This is a genomic window from Bernardetia sp. (genome assembly GCF_020630935.1).
Lineage (GTDB): Bacteria > Bacteroidota > Bacteroidia > Cytophagales > Bernardetiaceae > Bernardetia.
The window spans coordinates 1-23,204 of sequence record NZ_JAHDIG010000058.1; the positions used below are offsets into that span (position 1 = coordinate 1).

Sequence of the window (23,204 nt, forward strand, 5' to 3'; positions counted from 1 at the left end):
TATTTTAGAGGATTTACTTTTAGAAACACCACAACTGGAAAGTATAGATTAGAAATTACTGTCCCAAAAGACAAGAAAAACACTTCATTAGCAATGGCTACTCGTAAGTTTAATCCTAATGAGATACAAAAATCCAAAAAAGATGTAGACGGATTTACGACAGTCAAAATGTACAATATTGATAAAAATACACACGAATATACAATGGTATTATCAGAAACAACAGGTTATAGATTTACTATAGAAAGTGAAGATGAAATAACAATGAAAGTCGTAGATGAAGAGGGAAAAGAATACATAAATTATGCACCTAAGGTTGAATTAGATAACAAAATAGCTTGGATGTTTGGTGAGCATCCAACAGGGATTTATTATTTAAAAATAGATAAAAAAGGAGTAAATCCAGCAACAATTAATTTAGCGTTTAAACAGAAATCAGAGCAACTTCTTAAAAAACAAGGAATAGATAAATAAAAAAAACAATAATTACTTTTAAGGGGATTGAAAAAAGCCTAAGCAGTTTTGTTTGGGCTTTTTTGTATGTCTAAACATTTGATTGATGTTGAGCTTTTCTTGTTTTTTTATAAAAAGTTATCCTATATACAGTATGCTAAAGATATATATAATATAATTCGTACTTTTGCGAAAGGAATTAAAATCAGCATACTATTAATAGACTGAAAAGTATGCTTTTTATGCAACGAAATACCCAACTCTGTTCGTCCTGCATCTATGTTAAATAAAAACGCTAAAACAGTTGTCATAAATTCAATTTAATGAAAAATAATAATTTATCTCGTCTTATTTCATTTTTTTCTTCATTCTACTCACAAAATATCTCTCTTTTTGGTATAGTCTTATTCTTGTCTTTTAGCTTTGCTTTAAGTAGTTGTGAGAATGAACCTGAGCCTATTGGACTTCCTGATGAACAGCTTATCAGCACCTATTATACTGACACTATAACCATTAATGTCAAATTATTTCAACTAGATAGTGTCAATACAACCAGTGTTCTAGGTAACTCTCGCCTTTTAATGGGTTCGTTGTCAGACGAATATGTAGGCACTTATTCTGCGCAAGGTTTTGCTAATGTTTCTCTTACCACAACGACAGAAGATTTAATTAATGATGCTGGTCAGACAGCCATTTTTGATTCATTAGTAGGCTTTTTCCAAACAGATTATTTGTATGGTAGTGATACTTTAGTAAGTAATACTATACAAGTATATGAAGTTACAGAGGAATTTGAGAATAAGACTCGTTATAACTTCGATACACTACAAACATCAACTATCTCTTTAGGAAGTGCTATATATCCGAACGATTTAGATAGTAATAATGTCTTGAGATTACGTTTTTCTGAAGAATACGGAAGAAAATTATTTGATTATGGTGTGGCTAATAAATTTGAAAATGATTCATTGTTCAGCTTATTCTCAAAAGGCTTAGCCTTTCGAAATACTTCCCCAAATACTTCTGTAGTGGGTATAAATCCACTAGCTCCTAATACCAACATCACTTTATACTTCCATTACCCTGAAGATACAGTCTCATCTTCTTATAAATTTGATATGCCAGTGAGCTTTTCAAATATAGAAAGTGAACTTTCTAACTCTGCTTTAGCCTCACTAGCTACACAAGATTTTATTCCATCAGAAAACACAAATAATCTTGCTGCTATACAAGCAGGAACAGGTATTGGTGTAAAATTAGAGTTTCCTTATTTAGAAGATTTTGTAAATAATCAAAATATTGTTATCCAAAGAGTAGAGTTAGACATTCCTGCCTTAGAATCTGCTATGAGTAGCACTTCTACAGCTCCAAATCAGCTTTTATTTTTATTTGGTGATGGTAATGGCTTTTTCTATACTTCTTCTGGCTCATTACAATTTTTACAATCAGAAACTGTTAGTAACCAAGCACTTTCTATGACATATACTGTGGCTGGAAAATCTTATAGTTATGCTACTCTAACGAGTTATATCAATCAATTGGCTAAGGGACAGATTACAGAAAGTGATGGATTAATTCTACAACCATCCGAAAATAATATTAGTGTCAATCGTTTTATTTTCCCTACACAGAAAAATACCAATAACCTTCCTACTATCAGATTACGTACTTATTACAGTATTGCAGAATAAAAATTCTTATTTTTTGATAATCGTAGCTCATCTCCAAATAGAATTAGCAAATTATTCTGTAATTTGCTTCTATTCAAAGAGTTTGACATCAAAAATTCACTGACTCATTAAAAAATAAAACTATAAATTTATGTGTGGAATTGTAGGTTATATAGGACAGCGTGAAGCATATCCTATTCTTATTAAAGGATTAAAAAGATTAGAATATCGTGGTTATGATAGCTCTGGAGTAGCTTTAATGGACTCTAGCATCAATATTTATAAAAAACAAGGCAAAGTAGCAGAACTAGAAACCTTTGCAGAAAGCAAAAATAAAAAAGGTAAAGTAGGTATAGGTCATACTCGCTGGGCAACCCATGGCGTTCCAAATGATACAAATGCACACCCTCATTACTCTGGCTCAAATCGTCTAGCTATTATTCATAATGGGATTATTGAAAACTATTCTGTTTTAAAGCAAGATTTAGAAAATAAGGGGCATACCTTCAAATCAGATACAGACTCAGAAGTATTTATCCATTTCATAGAAGAAATCCAAAACCAACACCAATGTAGTTTGGAAGAAGCTGTTCGCTTGGCTCTTCATAAAGTTGTGGGAGCGTATGCGATTATCATTATGTCAGAAGATAATCCTAATCAACTTATTGCAGCGAGAAAAGGAAGCCCTTTGGTTATCGGTATTGGAAAAGAACAAGATGAATTTTTTGTGGCATCTGATGCAACTCCAATTATTGAATATACAAATGAAGTTGTTTATTTGAATGATGATGAAATAGCTGTCATTACGAATAATTCATTAGCCATTAAAAATATAGAAGATATTCCTACTACTCCTTATATTCATACACTTGATATGGAGTTAGAGTCTATTGAAAAAGGTGGTTATGATTATTTTATGCTAAAAGAAATCTTTGAACAACCAAAATCTATTCGTGATGCACTTCGTGGAAGACTTATTGCAGCTAACGGACACGTTGCTTTAGGTGGGATTCATAAATACTTAGACAAACTTGTCAAAGCAAAACGCATTGTAATTGTAGCTTGTGGAACTTCGTGGCATGCAGGTTTGGTAGCCGAATATATTATGGAAGAGTTTGCTCGCATTCCTGTTGAGGTAGAATATGCTTCTGAGTTTCGTTACAGAAATCCGATTATTGAAGAGGGTGATGTAATGATAGCCATTTCTCAATCTGGAGAAACAGCTGATACACTTGCAGCCATAGAACTAGCTAAAAACAGAGGCGCAATTATTTTTGGAGTGTGTAATGTAGTGGGTTCTTCTATTGCAAGAGCAACACATGAAGGCGCATACATCCACGCAGGTCCAGAAATTGGTGTTGCTAGTACAAAAGCCTTTACAGGACAAGTAACTGTGCTTGCTCTTTTAGGACTCATGTTGGCTAAAGAACGTAAAACGATTTCAGACAATCAACTCAAAGACCTTTTACGTCAGTTAGAACAAATACCTCAGAAAGTAGAACAGGCTTTAAAGCTCAATAATCAAATAGAAAAAATAGCCAAAGACTTCGTAAATGCTCGTAACTTCTTGTATTTGGGACGTGGATATAATTTCCCAGTAGCCCTAGAAGGAGCTTTGAAACTTAAAGAAATTTCATACATTCACGCAGAAGGTTATCCTGCTGCTGAAATGAAGCACGGACCTATTGCTCTTATTGATGAAGAGATGCCAGTTGTCGTGATTGCAACTCGTGATAATTCGTATGATAAGATTTTATCAAATATTGAGGAAGTAAAGGCAAGACGAGGAAAAGTAATTGCTGTGGTTACAGAAGGCGATGCTGCCATTCCTAAAAAAGTAGATTATGTTATCGAAGTGCCAAGCACACACGATGCCTTTATGCCACTTGTTTCTGTAATTCCATTACAACTTTTATCGTATCATGTGGCTCTAATGCGTGGTTGTAATGTCGACCAGCCTAGAAATTTAGCAAAATCTGTTACGGTAGAATAATTTTTGATATATTCTATCAGTCGTCAATTTTTTAAAACCTCTTTTATTCAAAAAATAGAAGAGGTTTTTTGTAATCTACAATTTATAACATATTGTTTTCTAATTAAGTAATTATGTAAAATTACTCTACCCTACTATTTTTTTATTTCAAATTTAAGTTGCAGAGCAACAAAATGTTGGTAGAAAAATAAATAGTAAAGACCATGATTAAGTTGCATCGCAACGATATGTTAATGTTTTAAATTCGAATCCTATAAATTATATTTCGTTGCTCTGCAACTTTTAAATAAAAATATTCTTCATTTCTACCAATAGTACGTTGCGATGCAACTAAAAAAAACACATTTTTAAAATAGTAGGGTAGAGTAGTGTAAAATTATCTATATCTTATTTTCACTACAACTATTTGATTATCAATAAAATAATTATTCATAATTAGCTTCGCTGAATATTCATTTAGTTATACTAACTTTCAGTTCATAATTTTTAATTGACTTCGTCGTCTTTCAGTTAGCTTCGCTGCTTTTGCATGTGCTTATTGCACTTATTGAAATAATTATAACATTTTTATTTGATAAGGGTTATATAAGGGTAAATACATTTTTTAATCTTTAATTTTTTAATCTATATTATTATGAGTCAAGAATCAAATAAAAAAGCCGTAAAAGCATTGAACGAACTTATTGAAAAGAACTATGATGCTGAAAAAGGCTACAAAGAAGCAGTTACTGATGTAAACAACCACGAGTTGAAGGATTTCTTTACCAAATCTGTACAACAACGCTACGATTTTGGACACGAACTTAAAGAAGAAATCAAAAAACTAGGAGGAACACCAGAGAAAGGAACAAGCATTACAGGCGATTTACATCGTGTTTGGATGAACCTTAAATCTTTTGTTTTAGGAAACGATGTAGAAGCAGTCATTGAAGAATGTAAAAGAGGAGAAAATACTGCTATTGAAGAGTATGAAGATATTTTGAAAATGGAAGAAGTGCCTATGGATACAAAAATTGTCCTTAGAAGGCACTTGCAGCAAATTCGCTCTTCAGTAGAACACCTTGATGCATTGAAAGAACGCTTTCCAGTAGCATAGTATTTTTTTAGTCATGAGAAGCAAAACGCCAACTACTTTTCTGTAATTGGCGTTTTTTTTTATTCTTTTACAATTTTCAAATAAGTTGTTGTTTTTGTTCCAATAGGCGTAATTTCGACAAAATATATTCCTTTTTTCCAATCTTTTGCCACAATTCTGAATGAATGTGTAACCTTTGCTTTATAAATTACCTTTCCTAGTGCATTACGAATAGCAATATCGTACCTTCCATTAGGAATTTTAAGAAAATAGTTTTCTGAACTAGGATTGGGAAATACTTTCATAGTTTCGCCTCCTTCTTCTTGATTTGACAACACTGGATTTTCACTGCATTTTAAAGCAGAAATCTTTCCCCAAAGTTCATTATCAAACGAGGAAAGAGCATTTAACCTATCTGCTCCTGCACTATTTCCTACTCTTACCACTACTAATTTTTGACTCGGCACAATATAAATCTTTTGGTCATTTGCCCCCAAAGCTGCAATCATATCAGAAGGTGCATTCGGAATGAGTGAGCCTTCAAAAACATCATCAGAAGCAGGAAGTTTGAATTTATCTTTTCCATTGAGCCACCAAAGATAACCATAAGCAGAATTGAGTTCTTGTGAAGTATTGGTCATTTGCTCAAAATACATTGCATCATTTAAAACTGGATTACTTTCCCATTTTCCCTTATTCAACATAAGAAGTCCAAAACGAGCCATACTACGAGGTTTAGAAAACAATATATAATTCACAAATGCTCCTGTAATACCTGTTTTACGAGTAACTCGTTCATTAAAATACTGATTGAGTGGTTTTCCTATTGCGCTATCCAACACGTGCTGTAATAATCTGTATGGCGAATTATAATAATACCAACGAGTATCTGGTTCAGAGCTGTAGGTAAGGCAAGAAGGTTCAAGACAATTATCAATTCCTGTACTATCTGCCTCTTTCAGTCCTGTTGTCATTGTCATTTGATGACGAATCGTAATTTTTTCTTCCTGTTCTTTATTTAGGCTTGTCCATCCTTCTCCCAAATAATCAGATGTTTTATCGTTGATGTCTAATAAACTAGAACGCTGCGCAATACCTACCAACGTAGCTATCATAGACTTGCCAGCCGAAGCCCAGTACCAAGCACTATCGACAGTAAATGTTCCAAAATATTTTTCCAAGACTATTTTTCCATCTTTTAAGACAATAAAGCCTTTTGTATTTTTTTCTTCCAAAAAACTGTATAGGCTATCAATCTTTTCATCACACCATTCCAATTCGGAAGCAGACATCGTTTCCCAGTTGTTTTCTTCTGTTTCTATGAGAGGAGGAAAATACAAATCTTGTGCTTTAGCAAAAGCAAAGCAAAAAGAGAAGAGTAAAAAGAGTATAGAATTTCGTATAATATTCATCTTTAAAGGTGTTAATAAAAATTGGTAAATAGAGTACTGAATATCAATATATATTTGCTGTTCTGTGAGTCACAGAACAGGAGTTGCGTTCATTGGTATGTTAGTGTAGCGACACTAATAACTTTTATCTCATGTCCAGTACTCTAATTGGTAAACCTTATTTTTTATATTAGGCTATATTAATATAGACATCATTCTAGAATAAAAGTTAAAAAAATAGTATATCATTAAATCAATTTTTTTAGTGATGTTTTAGCTTATTCTGTCATGGAGAGATTCACTAAAAGGAGTATTTCAAAATCACAAAAAATGTTAAATAAATTATAAATCTTAGAGATATTTCAATTAAGTTACTAATTATTCAAAATAAATTGAGAATTTGTAAATAATTATTATCTTTTGGGAAACCCAATCAATATTTTTTTCGTTCCACCTAATACAACAGCTTACTAACAAGCTAATAATCAATAAGTTATAACTTGTTTTTTGTAATACTGTTGTGAAAGAATTTTGATTCAAAGATAGTTTTAGGGATTCTTTGAGGTACAGAAATTCAAAACTTTGAAAACTTGAGAATAGCATATCAGAAGTATATGATAATAGATAGTTTTAAGTAACAGCTTTCTTTCAGTTTTCATATCAATAGGGTTAAGTTGTAAGTTGAAAAGAGTCCGATAAGTTATCGGACTTTTTTTGTTATAAATAATTTTAATATTCTTATTTCTAAATTTGCTTTTGATGGCTGCTTTAATGATGATTTTTGCCTCTATTTGTTCAATACTACTAATTGGTGTTTTGATGAAAATTGCTTTTTTCGACAAAAAATCTCTTTCCAAAGAAGATGAGGAAGAACTAGCTCAACTAAAACAGCGTAATCACGAACTGGAAATGCGTATGGAAACCCTAGAAACCATCGTAACGAGCATAGACCCAGAACTTTTGGGAGGACTTTTAGAGATGAATGCACCTAAAAAACGTGTTCCCAAAAATGTCAGAGATAAAATTGAGAAAATGAGAAGAAAGTAAAATAATATACTTGGTAGAATGATTTGAATTTAGAATTTTTTGCTTCCGAATAAATTGTATTTTTGTATTCATATTTGAACAGTCTCTGTGCCTGTCAAAGGTAAGCCTTTAACCTACAAATTACATTTGTTTTTATGTATTCACTTCTACGCCCTCTTTTTTTTAAATTAGATGCTGAAAAAGCACATTATACAGCTATTTCTGGCTTACAAACTCTTCTCAAAATAGGAGGAAAAGGAATAGTAAGTAACTCCGTTAATTCTGATAAAAGGCTAGAAAGAGAAGTTTTCGGAATAAAATTTAAAAATCCAGTAGGTTTGGCAGCAGGTTTTGATAAAAACGCAAAATGGATTGAAGAACTTGATAAATTAGGATTTGGTTTTATTGAAATTGGAACGCTAACACCAAAACCACAAGACGGAAATCCAAAACCTCGTTTGTTTCGTCTCAAAGAAGATAATGCTCTGATAAATAGAATGGGATTCAATAATGAAGGAGTAGAAATTGCAGTAGAAAGACTCAAAGAAATCAAAGCTAAAAAACCTCATATTATTGTTGGTGGAAATATTGGAAAGAATAAAGTTACTCCTAATGAAGAAGCTACAAGTGATTATATTATTTGTTTTGATGCGCTCTTCGATTATGTAGATTATTTTGTAGTTAATGTAAGCTCACCCAACACGCCTAACCTTAGAGAGCTTCAAGAAAAGAAACCACTTACAGAGCTTCTTCAAACTCTTCAAAATCGTAATCAAAAGAAAGAAAATCCAAAACCTTTACTTTTGAAAATTGCGCCAGACCTAACTGACTCTCAACTAGATGACATTATAGAAATTGCTAAAGAGGTAAAACTAGCAGGAATTATCGCCACCAATACAACTATCAGCAGAGAAAATCTCAAGACAGAAACACAAAAAATAGAAACCATCAGTAACGGTGGACTTAGTGGCAAACCTCTAACCCACCGAAGCACAGAAGTAATCTCCTATCTTCATCGAAAGTCAGATGGAGCTTTTCCAATTATCGGAGTGGGTGGGATTCATAGTCCGAAAGATGCCATAGAAAAACTAGAAGCAGGAGCAAGTTTAATCCAGCTTTATACAGGTTTTGTATATGAAGGTTGGAAACTGATTGGAGATATTAATCAAGAAATTTTAAAAAGAAACTAATCTCAACGACGGTTTTATCCTCCTTGACGGTTATTGAATAAAATAGATTATGCAAGAATACGATTTTTTACCCTACGTTTTTACAGAACAACTTTATTATATAGATGCTGTAGAATCAGAATGGAAAATTGAAGCAGTAGAAAACCAAGAACAAGAAGTAGAGACACATAGTGGTGTATCTGATATGGAGACAAACACGCTCAAACAAGAAATTGAAAAAGTAAAATCTGAAAATACTACGACTACACAAGAAAAACAGAATAACGATTTTTCATACTTTGGAAAAAACCGTAAAAACTTCTTAATCTTAATAAACGAAACCGAACACGACAAACTAAATGAAGTAGACAACAAACTCCTAACAGGTATTTTGGCAGCAGGACAGCTTTCTTTAGGCGATGTAGCTATCGTAAATATGGCTAAAACAGAAGCGAATTTCTTAGATATTTATAAAAAACTTAAGCCTACTTCAGTAGTCAGTTTTGGAGTTGATACGAAAGAAATGGGCGTTCCACACGATTTTGAACTCTACAAGCCTACCAAAATAAAAGCCATTACGTGGATTATCTCACACAACTTCGTCGCTCTGCATACAGACAAAACAAAAAAACTAGGTCTTTGGACGGCTTTGAAAGCATTGGAATGTTATACTTCATAAAAAAGTGCCATCACTAAATAAATAGCAATGGCACTTTGAAAAATAAATTTATTCGTAAAATCCTTTGCTAGTATCTTCATTATTTCTAATTTTCTTGCTATATGCCATTCTTGAAGCCTTTTCTTTACTAAACATCTGTTTAATGTCTTGTTCGTTGGCTTCAAACTTCATTGTGTTTTCAATAGAAATGGTAGCTGCAAAGTTTTCCACATCATGATTTGCTCCTATGTAGGTAAATGTCCAGTTTTCTTTTTTGAGTTCATCTACCATTTGCTTGATGGTTCTTTGATTAAATTCTTTAGACGAGTTTTCTTCTCCATCTGTCAATATAGTTACCAAAACGTTATAATCTGAATGCGTTTGAGTAATTTTTCGAAGCTGTGAAATACTATTTCCCATAGCATCAAAAAGTGGTGTTCCTGCTGTGGGATTGTACTGGTTTTGACTTATTTCCTTTAGTTTCTCTACGCTTTCATTTTCTAAATGCGTGGTTGTCTTTAGTGAATTGAAGGTAACAAGACTGATAAAGTGTTTTTGCTCTGGATATTCTTTAGCTACTCCTTTTACAGTCTGGACAACTTCATTAAAACCACTAATAATAGTGCTTTTGATGCTGTTCATTGAGCCACTCTCATCTAAAATAATGAGGTTGAAAACATTGTGTGTGTTCTGATTTGACATAAAACTAGGTAATTTGGTATTTGATAAAATAATTGAAACAGAAGATACGAAAAATAATCTGATTTTCTCAAAAAACAATGCAGCTAAAAGTCTGTTGGAATGATATATAATTACAAACAACAAAACCTTAGAAATTAATGTCAAACAATGTAAAAGCCTTCGGAACAGAAGCAGCTGACAAACCTTTAGAACAAATAACTATTGAGCGCAGAGAACCTACTGCTCAAGATGTAGAAATTGATATTTTATACTGTGGCGTTTGCCATTCCGACCTACACACAGCCAAAAATGATTGGGGAGGAACAGTTTATCCAGCCGTTCCTGGTCATGAGATTGTGGGGAAAGTTACCAAAGTGGGAAGCGATGTAAAGAAAGTAAAAGTAGGCGATTATGCTGCTGTGGGTTGTATGGTAGATTCTTGCCAAACCTGTGATAGCTGTAAGCAAGATTTAGAACAGTATTGTTTGAATGGATTTACAGGAACATACAACGGAAAAGACAAACACCTTGGAGGACGCACTTTTGGTGGATACTCTGAAAAAATAGTTGTCGATGAAAACTTTGTTTTGAAAGTTCCTAAAAATTTAGATTTGGCTGCTGCAGCACCTCTGCTTTGTGCTGGGGTTACGACGTGGTCGCCACTTCGTCATTGGAAGGTAGGAAAAGATAGCAAAGTGGCTGTTGTTGGTTTAGGAGGTTTAGGACACATGGCAATCAAACTAGCAAAAGGCTTGGGCGCAGAAGTTACATTATTTTCTCGCTCTCCCAACAAAGAAGAAGATGCTAAAAAATTAGGTACAGATAAGTTTGTCATCTCTACAGATAAGGAACAAATGAAAGCTGTAAAAGGAAAGTTCGATTTGATTATTGATACTGTTCCTTACGAACACGACCTAAATCCTTATATTTCTACACTTACTATCAACGGAACACTTGTTTTGGTTGGTTTTATTGGTGAACTAGATTCTATGCTCCAAACACCTCCAATGATTATGGGCAGACGTTCGGTAGCAGGTTCTGTAATTGGAGGAATCAAAGAAACACAAGAACTTTTAGATTTTTGTGGAGAACACAACATCGTTTCAGAAATCGAAAAAATTGATATGCAAGACATCAATGAAGCCTACGAAAGAATGCTCAATAGTGATGTACGTTATCGCTTTGTGATTGATATGAAATCTTTGAAAAATAATTAATGGTAAATTGAAAAGTTAATTAAAAGCTGTGTCATGTGTTGTACATGATACAGCTCCATATCATCAAAATTGTTTTTTTGTATCTAAAATCAGAAAACATACGTTACTTTATCAAAAAATCTTTTACTTGATAATGTAGCTATGAAAATAAAATTTGTCTTATTTTTCCTCACTCTCCTTCTATCAATATTTTCTACCAAAAGCAGCTTTTCTCAAAACTATTCTCTAACTCCGAAACCAGATAGCGCACTTGTTCGTTTTTCAGTCTTTGATGCTCAAAATCAGCCTTTACAGACCTATATTTTCTTTTATGGAAAACAGACCAAGAAAACATTTAGCCTAGCAGGAAAATCAAATGAAAACAATCAAAATGAGATTTTGCTTCCCAATAAAGATACCTATTTAGTCTATTCTTCTATTTCTACAATAGCTTATCAAGTTCCTATTACAAATCAAGAAAATCAGTTTTACAATCTTGCCTTTGCTTTTCCTACTGACAAAGCTGACCAACTTCAACCCACTCCAGAAAAAGCCTTAGTTAGAATTTTGCCTATCAATCACGAAAAAGAACCACAAAAAGCAAAAATCATTCTGACAAGTCAGAAAAACGGTAAAGTGTATCATTCTTCTACAGATTCTACAAATTCAGATGGTGCAAATATTTTTCTAATTCCTACTGGCGATAGCTATTCTATTTCCATCAACAGCACAGCGAATTACGACAAAATAGTAGTAGAAGGGGGATATTTTTCAAAAATTGATAGATACATTCAGTACGAAGGAATGAAAATTGGAAAGTTGCAGCCTTCTTTAGATAGTGCCGTTTTTAGCCTAACGTATTTAGATTTAGGAGAAAATCCAGTTCTGGGTGAAGTTTTTACTGTGATAAGTGCAGCCACTGGAAAAGAATATACAACCCCTCCAACAGACGAAAGTGGAAAGGCACAGATTAAAGTTCCGATAGGTGATACGTATTCTATTGGAATAAAATATTATGAAAACTTCATGCAGCAGAAAGTAGAAAAAGAGGAAAACTTGTATGTTTTGCCCTTAGAAATTTTGTATCCTAGTTCTGCACAGATAGAAGAAAATCAGAAAGAAATAGAGGAAGCCAATCGAAAACGAGAAGAAGAATGGAAAAAATTAGAGGAAGAAATGGCTGCCTTAGACAAAAAAAATGAAGAATTACGCCAAGAACGTATAAGAAAGGAAATTGAAGCCGTAGAAAAAGCCAACCGAGAATATGAAATTCAAGTAGAAAAATTGAGGGATTCATTAGAATTGATACACAAACGAGAAGAAATGGAAGAGGTCTTGACCAGCAATAAATATGTTTGGGGAACAGATACAGTGGTCAATGCTGTTTTTAATAGAAACCCAGAGTGGAAGAGAAAGTTAATTGTTTTGGATGTGACAGGAAGTATGTATCCATATATTGAGCAAGTAAAGTATTGGTACAGTTTGAATTATACCTTAGACTCAGAAATAGAGTTTGTCTTATTCAATGACGGAAATAAAACACCAGATAGTAACAAAAAGATTGGAAAAACAGGAGGAATTTATCAATGTACATCCTGCAAAATAACAGAACTAGAAAAGATGTTGAGAAGGGCTAGGATAGCAGGTGATGGAGGAGATGCTCCAGAAAATGATATGGAGGCTGTCTTATATGCTACAAAAAATGCTAAAGGATACTATAACGAACTGGTTTTAGTAGCTGATAATTTAAGTAATGTAAGGGATATAATGTTTGTATATCAACTAGATGTACCTGTACGCATTATTTTGTGTGGGACGGTTTTTGGTTTTGTCAATGAAGAGTACCTAAACATTGCCTATCTTACAGGGGGTTCTATACATACAATTGAGGAAGATATTGTAAATTTAAGTAGTATAGCAGAAGGAAAAGTTCTTACTATCGGAGAAAAAAAATACAGATTTACAAAAGGACGTTTTTTTAGGATGAAGTAAATATTAATTTGTAGCCCAATACTCTTTTTTGGGCTACAAATCAATAGCTCTAAGCATTAAAAAATAGCTACTTCTTTCAAAATTTCATAAAAACGATAACAATCCATAAAAGAATTGTATAGGGGAACAGGAGCAATACGAATAACATTAGGTTCTCTCCAGTCTGAAATAACTCCTTTTTTTGTCAGAATTTCGTGGTATTTTTTTCCTTCTTTATCAAAAACTAAAGACAACTGGCAACCTCTATCTTCTTTATTTTTTGGCGTGATGATATCAATTTTGATTTTTGCTTGCTCTGTATTGAAACTTTCTATCAAAAATTCCATATAAGTTGTTAGCTTCTCGCTTTTCTGTCTCAAATTTTCAAATCCTGCCTCTTCAAAAATATCCAATGAAGCCTTGTGTGCTGCCATAGGCAAAATTTGTGCATTGCTAAGTTGCCAACCTTCTGCCCCACGCATTGGCACAAACCCTTTTTCCATCTTGAAACGAGCTTCTTCGTCATGTCCCCACCAACCAGCAAAACGAGGTAGAGAAGTATCATCAGCATATTTTTCATGAATAAACACGCCTGAAGTTCCTCCTGCTCCAGAGTTGAGATATTTGTAGCTACACCATGTAGCAAAATCTACATTCCATTTATGAAGTTCCAAAGGAACATTTCCTGCTGCGTGGGCAAGGTCAAAACCTGCCTTTGCTCCTACTTTGTGGGCTGCTACCGTAATTTTTTCTAAATCAAAAAACTGTCCTGTATAATAGTTTACTCCTCCAAACATGACTAAAGCCAACTCATCGCCTACCTCTTCTATTTTTTTTATAATATCTTCTGTTCTTAGTGTTTGCTCTCCATCTCTTGGCTCTATTTCTATGATAGCTTCTTTTGGAGAAAAACCATGAAACCTTACTTGCGATTCGGCAGCGTATTGGTCAGAGGGAAAAGCTCCTCCTTCCATCAATATTTTAAAACGTTTTTGAGTAGGACGATAAAACGAAACCATCAGCAAATGCAAATTTACAGTAAGGTTATTCATCACGACCACTTCAATGGGCTTTGCTCCTACCAGTTTTGCTACTTGGTTGGTTAATAACTTATGGTAATACAGCCAAGGGTTTTTCGCATGGAAATGTCCTTCTACACCTAAATTTTTCCAATCGTCTAATTCTTGTTCTATGTATGCCTTTGTTGTTTTGGGTTGTAATCCCAATGAATTTCCACAAAAATAAATTGCTTCTTTTTTATCTTCTAAAATAGGAATCCAAAATTTTTCTCTAAAATTAGCAAGTGAGTCTTCTTTATCTAATTGTAAGGCAAAATCTTTAGTTGTATTGAAATTCATTTTGTGTGAGTAGGTTTTATCTTCTAAATAATATGATAAAGTTAGTTACAAAAAAGGCAAAATTGAGAATCGTTGAGACTATCCCAATGGCTGGTGCATTGGTCTGTAAATATTTGTTTCCCTTTAAAGGTTCTACATAGATAATATCACCAGGCTGAACATAAAAAAGAGGGGACGTAATAACGTCGTCTTGTGTCAAGTCAATATAATAACTTTCTAATACTGCTCCTTTTCGTCTCATAATGCGTACTTTTTGGCGATTTGCTGTAACTAAGGTCTCTCCAGAAAGTGCCATTACATCTAAAACGGTTGTCATGCGCATGTTATAAATTGTTATCTGCCCTGGGTTAGACACTTCTCCCAACATAGTAACTTGAAAAGTAAGGAGTTGAACTTTTACAATTACCTCAGTATAACGCTCCTCAACAGCAGATTTTATTTTACTTGCTGCCTCATCCACAGTAAGCCCTACCACTTGTACATCACCAACGAGAGGAACTTGAACATATCCACTATCACTAATAGTATATCCAGTAAGCAAAGCATTGCTTCCTTGTCCGTTTACACGAGATTGAATATTGCTTGCTTCTGTTGTTCCCAAATCATATTTTGAAGGTACAATAGTTTGAACATTGATGCCTAAAACATCATAGGGCTGTAATTTATAAGAAGTAAAGTCTAAAGAATAATTTTGAGGAGTTATACTGCCAATATCAGGATTCTCTTGTTGCTTTCCTTTAAGATAAGTAAGATTACGGCTAGGTACACAACTAAAAAAGCTAACAGTAAAAAAAAGCAATAAACCAATGTAGATAATATTTTTCATAGTGCTGATTAAATAAAACAACCTCCAACTCTGGCAAAGAAGAATTGAAGGCAGAATAAAATACAGTTTTTTATTATGTTTTTATGACTTAAACTTCTACTTCGCTACCTGCATAAGTTGTAGAAGCAGCATAAACGAGCTCTAATTTTTCCTGCGTAATTCCATGGAAATATTGAGGTATTTTGGATAATGGCTTCATAAAACGAGTATAAAACTTAGGTTGTAAGTCATTGATTTTCCACGCCTTATAATCTTCTATGTTTGCCATCAAACGATTTCTTAGGCTACTATTACTTTTCCCTCCAGTACGCATACTTGCCATTACAATAGGAAGATAAGTTGCCGAAATTTTATTTTTTAAAAGCATACGAAGTGTAAGCTCATAGTCGGCAGCACTTTTGAAACGAGTATCATAAACCCCATATTTTTGATAACACTCCTTTTTTATAAAAAGTGCAGGGTGTGGAGGCATCCAGCCGTTGTAAAAACTATTGCTATTAAACTCTCCAGACTGCCAATATCTGATTACTTTTTGTGTATTTTCTTTATCTACATATACCAAATCACCATAAACAGCATCAGTATCTGTTTCTTCAAAGGCTTTTACAAATGAAGAAACTACTTGGTTGTTGGGATAAAAATCATCAGAGTGAAGCAAGCCGATAATATCTCCACTACACATTCTGATACCCTTATTGATAGCATCATACAGCCCTTCGTCCTTTTCAGAAATAAAACGAGTGATACGATTTTGATATTTACGTACTAACTCTGTTGTTCCATCTGTTGAGGCTCCATCGATGAGAATGTATTCCAAATCAGGATAATCTTGATTTAAAACAGACTCAATAGCATCTGCTACCATTGATACGTTGTTATAAACTACAGTTACAATGGAAACTTTCAATTTCTTTATTAGGTTAAGTTAATTTTATTAATTCTTGTTGTTGGGTTTTTGCATTCTTTTTTTACAAAAACCTATTATTCGTAGTAAGTAGTAGTCTATCTTTTTTTTCTCTTCAAACTACTATGTTTTTCAATAGGAAAGCTATTACCACTTAGATAATAGCTTATAATTAATCCCTGCAAAGTTGCGAATTTTTATAGAAAAATCAACTATAATCGTATTTTTTTTTAATTTGGGCAAAAACAATATATTTTTTATACCAAAACCAAGAATATATTGTAATATACTAACACATTTGTTTTTTCGTACTAAAAAGTAGATTTACTCACTTCCATAAAAAACCTTGCTCTATTTTTACATAAAGCAAGGTTAAAAAATACTACTACATTTTTTTATTCATTATATTATGAATTTGCCATTGCTTTTGGCGCACCAGCCATAATCTCATCGTTGGCATAGTCGGCATATTTTTCAAAGTTAGCTACAAAAGCAGAAGCTAATTTGTTTGCCGTAGCATCATATTCAGATTTATTTTCCCATGTATTTTTAGGATTTAAAATATTCGTAGGAACATCTGGACACTCACTAGGAATTTTGACACCAAAAATAGGTTGCTCTTCGTAGTTTACATTATCCAACTTACCTTCTAAAGCTGCCGTAATCATAGCACGAGTGTAAGATAGTTTCATTCTTGAACCTACTCCATAGCTACCACCTGACCAGCCAGTATTTACTAGCCAAACATTTACATTTGATTCTTCCATTTTCTTACCCAACATTTCAGCATATTTTGTAGGGTGTAATGGTAAAAATGCTGCACCAAAACAAGCAGAGAAAGTACGCTGAGGCTCTGTAATACCTACTTCTGTACCTGCTACCTTAGCCGTATAACCAGAGATAAAGTGGTACATAGCTTGTCCTTTTTCTAATTTAGAGATTGGAGGCAAAACACCATACGCATCACAAGTTAAGAAGAAAATGTTTTTTGGAATGCTACCCACAGAAGGTTCAACAGCATTATCAATATGATAAATTGGGTAAGCAACACGAGTATTTTCTGTTACTTCAGAATTTTTATAATCTACATTTCGTGTTCCTTCTGCAAAACGAGTGTTTTCTAATAAAGCTCCAAACTTTACAGCCTTCCAAATTTGAGGTTCTTTTTCTTCTGTAAGGTCAATTACTTTTGCATAACACCCACCTTCGAAGTTGAAGACAGAATTTGAAGTCCAGCCATGTTCGTCATCTCCGATAAGTGGACGGTTAGGGTCTGCTGAAAGTGTTGTTTTTCCTGTTCCTGAAAGACCAAAGAAAATAGCAGTATCGCCTTCTTTTCCAATATTTGCAGAGCAGTGCATCGCCAAAACATCATGTTTTTGAGGAAGAAGGTAATTCAATACAGAGAAAATTCCTTTTTTCATTTCTCCTGTATAACCTGTTCCACCAATCAAAATCATTTTTTTAGTGAAATTGATGATAGCAAAGTTACTTTGGCGAGTACCATCTACCTCTGGGTCTGCTAAAAACTCTGGTACTTGGAGAATGGTAAAAGTAGGGTCAAAAGATGCTAATTCAGAAACCTCTGGACGAAGAAACATATTATGACAAAAAAGATTTGCCCACGGCATTGTATTGATGACACGAAGTTTGAGCTGATAATTTGGGTCAGCACCTGCATACGCATCACGTACATAAAGGTCTTTTCCTTCTAAAGATGCAATCATCTTCTCCATTAGCGCATCAAACTTTGCAGGTTCGAAGGCGATGTTTATATCTCCCCACCAAACTGTATTTTCAGTTTCAGCATCCTTAACGACAAATCTGTCTTTAGGAGAACGCCCTGTAAACTTGCCTGTGTCGCACATCAACGCACCTGTACTAGACAATACCCCTTGTTTATTATTGATTGTATGTTCTACAAGTTCGGGCGCAGACAAGTTCCAATATACATTCGCTGCGTTTTTGATTCCTAGCTCTTCAATTCCTGATTGGTTAGACTTGACTCCGTGTTGTTGCATAATAAAATGTCAGTATGTATTAAATTGGTAAAATCAAAAAAGCCAATTTGTTTTTCATAGCTAATGAAAGACAAATTGGCAAAATATCTATAATGAATATATAGGTTTAGTAGAATTAATTTTTCTATCTTTTTTACTTTTCTTGGTCAAGTTTAAAGATAAAGACAAAAGAAAAGCACATTTTTTGGCACTCACAAAAACAGACTTATTCTTTTGAGAAGAAAACATTAAATCAAAAAGCATACTTTTTTGAGATAGGTTTTCAAACAACTGTTTAAATAAGCTTTGTTGTTTTTTTAAAGAAAGAGGCATCAAAAGCAATAGACGCATAAGCAGTTAGTTACTACCAATACAAAATTAGTCCCTACAAAATTGTAAACTATAATTATTGCACACAAAGGTACAATTATTTTGCGATGTAGGGCAAAATTCACACCGAAAAAATAAAATAAAATCGGCTTATTTTGACTTTGTCAGTAGCTTTTATATTTTGATAGCGTATTTTTTTGCTCAAAAAACTAAATTTTCCTTCAATAAATTAAGGATTAAGGATTTACAAAACAGTCTAAAGACAAGATGATATATCATTTTTAATAATTACTAAAACTGCTTAGTAAGGTTTTCTACAACCTCTCTGATTTTGCTCTTTCCAGTTGTTAGGTCGCTCTGAATATCCATAATTGTTTTGTCTGCTGCCAAAACAAACGTATTTCGCTTTGGAATAGAAACTATTGGCAACAAAGAATCATAGAGTTTGGCAACTTTTCCCTTTGTATCTGCCAAAAGTTCGAAGGGCAACTTGTATTCCTTCTTAAATCGCTGATGCGTTTCGATATCATCTTTACTGATTCCGATGACAGTAACACCTAAATCTCTGAATGCTCCAAATTCATCCCTAAACGAGCAGGCTTGTTCTGTACAGACACTTGTAAAATCTTTTGGATAAAAATAAATAATGCAAGGTTCGTTACCTACTGAATCGTAGAGTGTAAACTCTTCTCCAGAAGTAGAATCTAGTGTAAAATTAGGTGCTTTATCTCCAATTTTTAGTCCCATAAGTAGTATATTTTATTTGTTTGTAAATAATTCCCCTGTTCAACCAACCAGTTAGTAATAAGTTTGAAAACTAATAAAGATTAATTTGTCTCAAAAATAAAACTATCCTGTATGCCAATGAGTTAATAAAATGTTGGATGCAATTAAGATTATCTTCTAATAAATTTTAGAGAATAGATAAAACTTTTTTCTTAGCTCAAAAGTGCTTAATTTTGCATTCAGTTTCAAAAAAACACTTTTTTATAACTTTAAAAAGAAACCATAGACTATGAACTTAGTGAATAAGCCTGCGCCACGTTTTTCAGCTCCTGCCGTAATTGATGGCGAAGAAATCATTAACGACTTTTCATTAGACCAATATATCGGCAAAAAGAATGTAATTCTTTTCTTTTACCCTAAAGATTTTACATTTGTTTGCCCAACTGAAATTTTAGCTTTCCAAGAAAAATTATCTGTTTTTGCAGAGAAAGATACAGTTGTTGTAGGCTGCTCTACTGATACAGAAGAAACTCACCTTGCTTGGTTACTTACTCCAAAAAATAAAGGAGGAATCGAAGGAGTAACTTTCCCAATGGTAGCAGATACTGCCAAAACAATCGCTACAAATTATGGTGTTTTGGGTGGAGATTACACGTATGATGACAACGGAAACCTTGTTTTTGAAGGCGCACCTATCTGTCTTCGTGGAACATATCTTATCAATAAGGAAGGAATTATCAAGCACGTTTCTATCAACGATTTTCCTTTAGGACGTAATATTGACGAGTATATCCGTTTGGTAGATGCTCTTCGTTATGTAGAGAAGCACGGAGAAGTTTGTCCTGCAAACTGGGAAGAAGGAAAAGAAGCAATGCACGAAACTAGAGAAAGTGTTGCTAACTACTTAGGTAAGCAATAGTTTTTTGCTAGATAAATCATTCAAAAATCCTAACTTGTCGTTCAGATAAAGTTAGGATTTTTTTGTATCCAGTTATTTCATCGCTTCTTGAAAATAGACAAACTTCATATTGCCCTCATATTTCTTGCCTGTATAGTGGCATATATTTTACCTTTTGAGCTATTTCTGTTTAGTTATGTTGTCTTAGGCCCTCTTCATTACCTAACTGAACTTGCTTGGTTACATGAAAAAAAATATTTTTCTTCCTCTAAAGTAGAATTGCTTATTATCTTTTTCTGTGCTGTTGTCGTCTCCATAAATTATATTGTTTATCGTGTAGGAATTGATATAGCTACCCTCATTCCCTCCTTCAAATCACATTATTCAACACATTTTATATTTCTAGCATGGGTAGCTGCTTTTTCATCCACTTTATTAAAAAAATGGCAGCATAAACTTTACCTTTTCTTATTTTTCTTGTTGGGAGTTTACCTAATCAGAAACCAGTTTTACTATTTATTTTTTATAGGGCTATTGTTGCCTACGCTTATTCATGTTTTTGTTTTTACAACCATTTTTATGCTGCTAGGCATCCGAAGAAATAATAATTTTTGGACAAAAATATGTTTTATCAGTTTTATCGTTTGTGCCATTAGTTTTTTTATAACTCCTGCATATCTACCTTCTCACTTTATTTCTAAAGAAACAGAAGCTATTTATCTGACAAGTGGTTTTGAAATATTAAATAAGACCTTACTCTATATTTTTGATGGTGTTATATTTGATACTAATGATACAAAACTCATTTTCACCTCTTCCCTATCTATCAAAATTCAACGTTTTGTTGCCTTTGCTTATACTTACCACTATCTCAACTGGTTTTTAAAAGTAAAAGTCATTGCTTGGTACAAAATAGATAAAATACGACTTTTTGTAGCTCTTTTTCTTTGGTTGATTAGTTTAGGTATCTACTTTTATGATTTCAAAGTAGGAATTTTGACACTTTATTTCCTGAGTATGTTACATGTTTTTATGGAATTCCCGTTGAATATACAGTCTATCAAGGCTTTGATTAAAAGGTAAAATTATTTATCTTTTATTTGTATTTTTATAGTACTCAAACTGATTTAAAACTAGCTTAAATAACTCAAATCTCTATGAAAATTAATTTACATAAAAAATATAGTCTTTTTATATTTGCGCTTGTCTTTGGATGTAGTATCCTTTTATCTAGCTGTGGAGCATCCAAGCGTTCTGACTGCCCAACGTATAGAGATTCTGACCCAAAAGTTATTTTTGGAGAAATGACTTTTGAAGAACGAATGGAACAACAAGAAAAAGACCTTCAAGTAAAATCGGATAGACAACGACGAAAAGAAGCTAGAAAGCAAATCAAACGTTCTAAAAAGAATAAGAAAAAACGCAAAAGATAACCCAAATATTTCTTTATGGAAGATGAATTAGACAATCAAATTGACTTACTACACGAAGGCTATGTAGCTCTAAGAGATAAACTTATAGGTTGGTTTGAAACCTTAGTAGCAATGCTACCCAATTTTTTCTTGGCAGTTATTGTACTATTAGTATTCTACTTTATTGCAAAAGCTATTAGAGTTGGTATTAATCGTGCGCTTACTCGTCTTGTAGATAATCGTAACATCTTAGAGCTTGCTACACAAATCATTTTTTATGTGATTATGATTATAGGAACTTTTGTAGCACTAGGAGTTCTGAATTTGGACAAAACGGTTACATCTTTACTCGCTGGTGCTGGTGTGATTGGTCTTGCGCTTAGTTTTGCCTTTCAAGATTTGGCAACCAATTTTATCTCTGGAATTTTTATTGCCGTACAGAAACCGTTGCAAATTGGCGACTTAATACAAACTCACGAATATATTGGTTATGTAAAAAGAATAGGTTTGAGAGCGATTGATATAGAAAACTTTGATGGTCAGTATGTTATTATTCCTTCAAAGGATGTTTTTCAGACTCCACTCTTAAACTATAACCGTTTGAATCATCGTAGAGTAAATCTACCCATAGGAGTTTCGTATGGCGATGATATAGAAAAAGTAGAGCGTTTGCTTTATGATACTATTCGTAATTTGGAAATTACTAGAGACGATTATACTGATGTACGTATAGATTTTGATGGCTTTGGAGATAGTTCAGTCAATTTTATTGTTCGTTTTTGGATAAACCATTGCGACCAACCGTCTTATCATAGAGCCTATACACAAGCAGGTATTGCAATCAAAAAAGCCTTCGATAAAAATGATATTACCATACCTTTCCCTATCCGTACTTTAGATTTTGGAATCAAAGGTGGCGAAAAAATGGAACAACAACTCGCTATCTTGGAAAAACTAGGTAAAGGGAAGTAACTGCTTTTCACTCATTTTTATACTTTTCAATAAAGATAATTTCAGAGCCAAGAATCACTTATTTTATTTTGGAGTATCACTATTCTTAGCCTAACCCTCTAATAGCATTGCCTCCAACTATATTTATAGGTTATTTTTCATTGTCAATTATTAAACAAAGCAAGAGCAAAAGCTAGAGTTATTTTTTATACATTTCTTGAAAAAAACTTACTGCAACAGATTGTAGCAATAAATTGTTTATTTTTTTCTTTAAACTACTCAAAAATCATTATTTATCATTATTTTTAGCCAAAATATAAATTAATCACTTTAACTATCATGAGGGCTAAAAATTATTTAACTTACTTTGTATTATTTTATTTGTTCAGTATAGCATTTAACTCTTTTTCACAGCCTCTTAATAATGAATGTACAGGAGCTTTTAATTTAACTGTCAATATAGGTGCTTGTGTTCCTGTTGAACACACAAATGTAAACGCTACATTTGGTAATGCA

General features: G+C 33.2%; 20 protein-coding genes. 13 read left to right on the plus strand and 7 right to left on the minus strand.

The window, feature by feature from the left end; translation table 11 throughout:
• From QZ659_RS15070 to QZ659_RS15085, 4 genes are all read left to right on the plus strand, one after another.
• Positions 1-474: hypothetical protein (locus QZ659_RS15070; RefSeq protein ID WP_291726911.1), on the plus strand; the 474-nt coding region annotated here is incomplete at its 5' end.
• A 302-nt stretch (positions 475-776) separates the two neighbouring features.
• Positions 777-2,144 carry a hypothetical protein gene (locus tag QZ659_RS15075; RefSeq protein WP_291726912.1) on the plus strand — a complete coding sequence of 456 codons (1,368 nt, stop codon included), beginning with the start codon at positions 777-779 and terminating at the stop codon, positions 2,142-2,144.
• A 130-nt stretch (positions 2,145-2,274) separates the two neighbouring features.
• Positions 2,275-4,116 carry a glutamine--fructose-6-phosphate transaminase (isomerizing) gene (glmS, locus tag QZ659_RS15080; RefSeq protein ID WP_291726914.1) on the plus strand — a complete coding sequence of 614 codons (1,842 nt, stop codon included), beginning with the start codon at positions 2,275-2,277 and terminating at the stop codon, positions 4,114-4,116.
• A 634-nt stretch (positions 4,117-4,750) separates the two neighbouring features.
• Positions 4,751-5,212 carry a ferritin-like domain-containing protein gene (locus QZ659_RS15085; RefSeq protein ID WP_291726916.1) on the plus strand — a complete coding sequence of 154 codons (462 nt, stop codon included), beginning with the start codon at positions 4,751-4,753 and terminating at the stop codon, positions 5,210-5,212.
• A 59-nt stretch (positions 5,213-5,271) separates the two neighbouring features.
• On the opposite strand, the gene QZ659_RS15090 is transcribed toward QZ659_RS15085, so the two are convergent.
• Positions 5,272-6,603, minus strand: a complete 1,332-nt coding sequence (locus QZ659_RS15090; protein ID WP_291726918.1) for a serine hydrolase — start codon at positions 6,601-6,603, stop codon at positions 5,272-5,274.
• 798 nt (positions 6,604-7,401) lie between these two features.
• Here QZ659_RS15090 and QZ659_RS15095 point away from each other — a divergent pair.
• The 3 genes from QZ659_RS15095 (at position 7,402) to QZ659_RS15105 (ending at position 9,456) form a co-directional block, all read left to right on the plus strand.
• Entirely contained in the window at positions 7,402-7,629 is a 228-nt protein-coding gene (locus tag QZ659_RS15095; protein ID WP_291726921.1) for a hypothetical protein, read from the plus strand.
• A gap of 134 nt (positions 7,630-7,763) precedes the next feature.
• Positions 7,764-8,798 (plus strand): quinone-dependent dihydroorotate dehydrogenase, encoded by a 1,035-nt coding sequence (locus tag QZ659_RS15100; protein WP_291726922.1) that lies wholly within the window; start codon positions 7,764-7,766, stop codon positions 8,796-8,798.
• 49 nt (positions 8,799-8,847) lie between these two features.
• On the plus strand, positions 8,848-9,456 hold the full coding sequence (locus QZ659_RS15105) for a hypothetical protein (protein WP_291726924.1): 609 nt from the start codon (positions 8,848-8,850) through the stop codon (positions 9,454-9,456).
• Between the two features lie 48 nt (positions 9,457-9,504).
• On the opposite strand, the gene QZ659_RS15110 is transcribed toward QZ659_RS15105, so the two are convergent.
• Positions 9,505-10,137, minus strand: coding sequence for a vWA domain-containing protein (locus tag QZ659_RS15110; protein WP_291726927.1), 633 nt, complete (start codon positions 10,135-10,137; stop codon positions 9,505-9,507).
• A gap of 137 nt (positions 10,138-10,274) precedes the next feature.
• On the opposite strand from QZ659_RS15110, the gene QZ659_RS15115 reads away from it, so the two are divergent.
• Positions 10,275-11,333: an NAD(P)-dependent alcohol dehydrogenase gene (locus QZ659_RS15115; protein WP_291726928.1), complete on the plus strand. Its 1,059-nt coding sequence runs from the start codon at positions 10,275-10,277 to the stop codon at positions 11,331-11,333.
• Positions 11,334-11,474: 141 nt separating this feature from the next.
• Positions 11,475-13,304 carry a hypothetical protein gene (locus QZ659_RS15120; protein ID WP_291726930.1) on the plus strand — a complete coding sequence of 610 codons (1,830 nt, stop codon included), beginning with the start codon at positions 11,475-11,477 and terminating at the stop codon, positions 13,302-13,304.
• 56 nt (positions 13,305-13,360) lie between these two features.
• Here QZ659_RS15120 and kynU read toward each other — a convergent pair whose 3' ends face one another.
• The 5 genes from kynU to QZ659_RS15145 all read right to left on the minus strand — a co-directional run bounded on the left by kynU (position 13,361) and on the right by QZ659_RS15145 (position 19,448).
• Positions 13,361-14,641, minus strand: a complete 1,281-nt coding sequence (kynU, locus tag QZ659_RS15125; RefSeq protein ID WP_291726931.1) for a kynureninase — start codon at positions 14,639-14,641, stop codon at positions 13,361-13,363.
• A 16-nt stretch (positions 14,642-14,657) separates the two neighbouring features.
• Positions 14,658-15,467: a polysaccharide biosynthesis/export family protein gene (locus QZ659_RS15130; RefSeq protein WP_291726933.1), complete on the minus strand. Its 810-nt coding sequence runs from the start codon at positions 15,465-15,467 to the stop codon at positions 14,658-14,660.
• Positions 15,468-15,555: 88 nt separating this feature from the next.
• Entirely contained in the window at positions 15,556-16,374 is an 819-nt protein-coding gene (locus QZ659_RS15135) for a glycosyltransferase family 2 protein (RefSeq protein WP_291726935.1), read from the minus strand.
• Positions 16,375-16,778: 404 nt separating this feature from the next.
• The gene (pckA, locus tag QZ659_RS15140) at positions 16,779-18,392 is read right to left on the minus strand and encodes a phosphoenolpyruvate carboxykinase (ATP) (RefSeq protein WP_291726938.1); all 1,614 of its coding nucleotides are present in this window, start codon (positions 18,390-18,392) and stop codon (positions 16,779-16,781) included.
• A 600-nt stretch (positions 18,393-18,992) separates the two neighbouring features.
• Positions 18,993-19,448, minus strand: coding sequence for a peroxiredoxin (locus QZ659_RS15145; RefSeq protein WP_291726941.1), 456 nt, complete (start codon positions 19,446-19,448; stop codon positions 18,993-18,995).
• Between the two features lie 268 nt (positions 19,449-19,716).
• On the opposite strand from QZ659_RS15145, the gene QZ659_RS15150 reads away from it, so the two are divergent.
• The 4 genes from QZ659_RS15150 to QZ659_RS15165 all read left to right on the plus strand — a co-directional run bounded on the left by QZ659_RS15150 (position 19,717) and on the right by QZ659_RS15165 (position 22,709).
• A complete protein-coding gene (locus QZ659_RS15150) occupies positions 19,717-20,346 on the plus strand; it encodes a peroxiredoxin (protein ID WP_291726944.1) in 630 nt (209 codons plus the stop codon).
• Between the two features lie 87 nt (positions 20,347-20,433).
• The gene (locus tag QZ659_RS15155) at positions 20,434-21,408 is read left to right on the plus strand and encodes a hypothetical protein (protein ID WP_291726947.1); all 975 of its coding nucleotides are present in this window, start codon (positions 20,434-20,436) and stop codon (positions 21,406-21,408) included.
• 74 nt (positions 21,409-21,482) lie between these two features.
• Positions 21,483-21,758: a hypothetical protein gene (locus QZ659_RS15160; RefSeq protein WP_291726949.1), complete on the plus strand. Its 276-nt coding sequence runs from the start codon at positions 21,483-21,485 to the stop codon at positions 21,756-21,758.
• 15 nt (positions 21,759-21,773) lie between these two features.
• Positions 21,774-22,709, plus strand: coding sequence for a mechanosensitive ion channel family protein (locus QZ659_RS15165; protein WP_291726951.1), 936 nt, complete (start codon positions 21,774-21,776; stop codon positions 22,707-22,709).
• The last annotated feature ends 495 nt before the right edge of the window (positions 22,710-23,204 follow it).

Excerpts from the sequence above, each read along its gene's own strand:
- QZ659_RS15075 (WP_291726912.1), top strand. The coding sequence starts at position 777 with ATGAAAAATAATAATTTATCTCGTCTTATTTCATTTTTTTCTTCATTC.
- glmS (WP_291726914.1), top strand. The coding sequence starts at position 2,275 with ATGTGTGGAATTGTAGGTTATATAGGACAGCGTGAAGCATATCCTATT.
- QZ659_RS15085 (WP_291726916.1), top strand. The coding sequence starts at position 4,751 with ATGAGTCAAGAATCAAATAAAAAAGCCGTAAAAGCATTGAACGAACTT.
- QZ659_RS15090 (WP_291726918.1), bottom strand. The coding sequence starts at position 6,603 with ATGAATATTATACGAAATTCTATACTCTTTTTACTCTTCTCTTTTTGC.
- QZ659_RS15095 (WP_291726921.1), top strand. The coding sequence starts at position 7,402 with ATGAAAATTGCTTTTTTCGACAAAAAATCTCTTTCCAAAGAAGATGAG.
- QZ659_RS15100 (WP_291726922.1), top strand. The coding sequence starts at position 7,764 with ATGTATTCACTTCTACGCCCTCTTTTTTTTAAATTAGATGCTGAAAAA.
- QZ659_RS15105 (WP_291726924.1), top strand. The coding sequence starts at position 8,848 with ATGCAAGAATACGATTTTTTACCCTACGTTTTTACAGAACAACTTTAT.
- QZ659_RS15110 (WP_291726927.1), bottom strand. The coding sequence starts at position 10,137 with ATGTCAAATCAGAACACACACAATGTTTTCAACCTCATTATTTTAGAT.
- QZ659_RS15115 (WP_291726928.1), top strand. The coding sequence starts at position 10,275 with ATGTCAAACAATGTAAAAGCCTTCGGAACAGAAGCAGCTGACAAACCT.
- QZ659_RS15120 (WP_291726930.1), top strand. The coding sequence starts at position 11,475 with ATGAAAATAAAATTTGTCTTATTTTTCCTCACTCTCCTTCTATCAATA.
- kynU (WP_291726931.1), bottom strand. The coding sequence starts at position 14,641 with ATGAATTTCAATACAACTAAAGATTTTGCCTTACAATTAGATAAAGAA.
- QZ659_RS15130 (WP_291726933.1), bottom strand. The coding sequence starts at position 15,467 with ATGAAAAATATTATCTACATTGGTTTATTGCTTTTTTTTACTGTTAGC.
- pckA (WP_291726938.1), bottom strand. The coding sequence starts at position 18,392 with ATGCAACAACACGGAGTCAAGTCTAACCAATCAGGAATTGAAGAGCTA.
- QZ659_RS15145 (WP_291726941.1), bottom strand. The coding sequence starts at position 19,448 with ATGGGACTAAAAATTGGAGATAAAGCACCTAATTTTACACTAGATTCT.
- QZ659_RS15150 (WP_291726944.1), top strand. The coding sequence starts at position 19,717 with ATGAACTTAGTGAATAAGCCTGCGCCACGTTTTTCAGCTCCTGCCGTA.
- QZ659_RS15160 (WP_291726949.1), top strand. The coding sequence starts at position 21,483 with ATGAAAATTAATTTACATAAAAAATATAGTCTTTTTATATTTGCGCTT.
- QZ659_RS15165 (WP_291726951.1), top strand. The coding sequence starts at position 21,774 with ATGGAAGATGAATTAGACAATCAAATTGACTTACTACACGAAGGCTAT.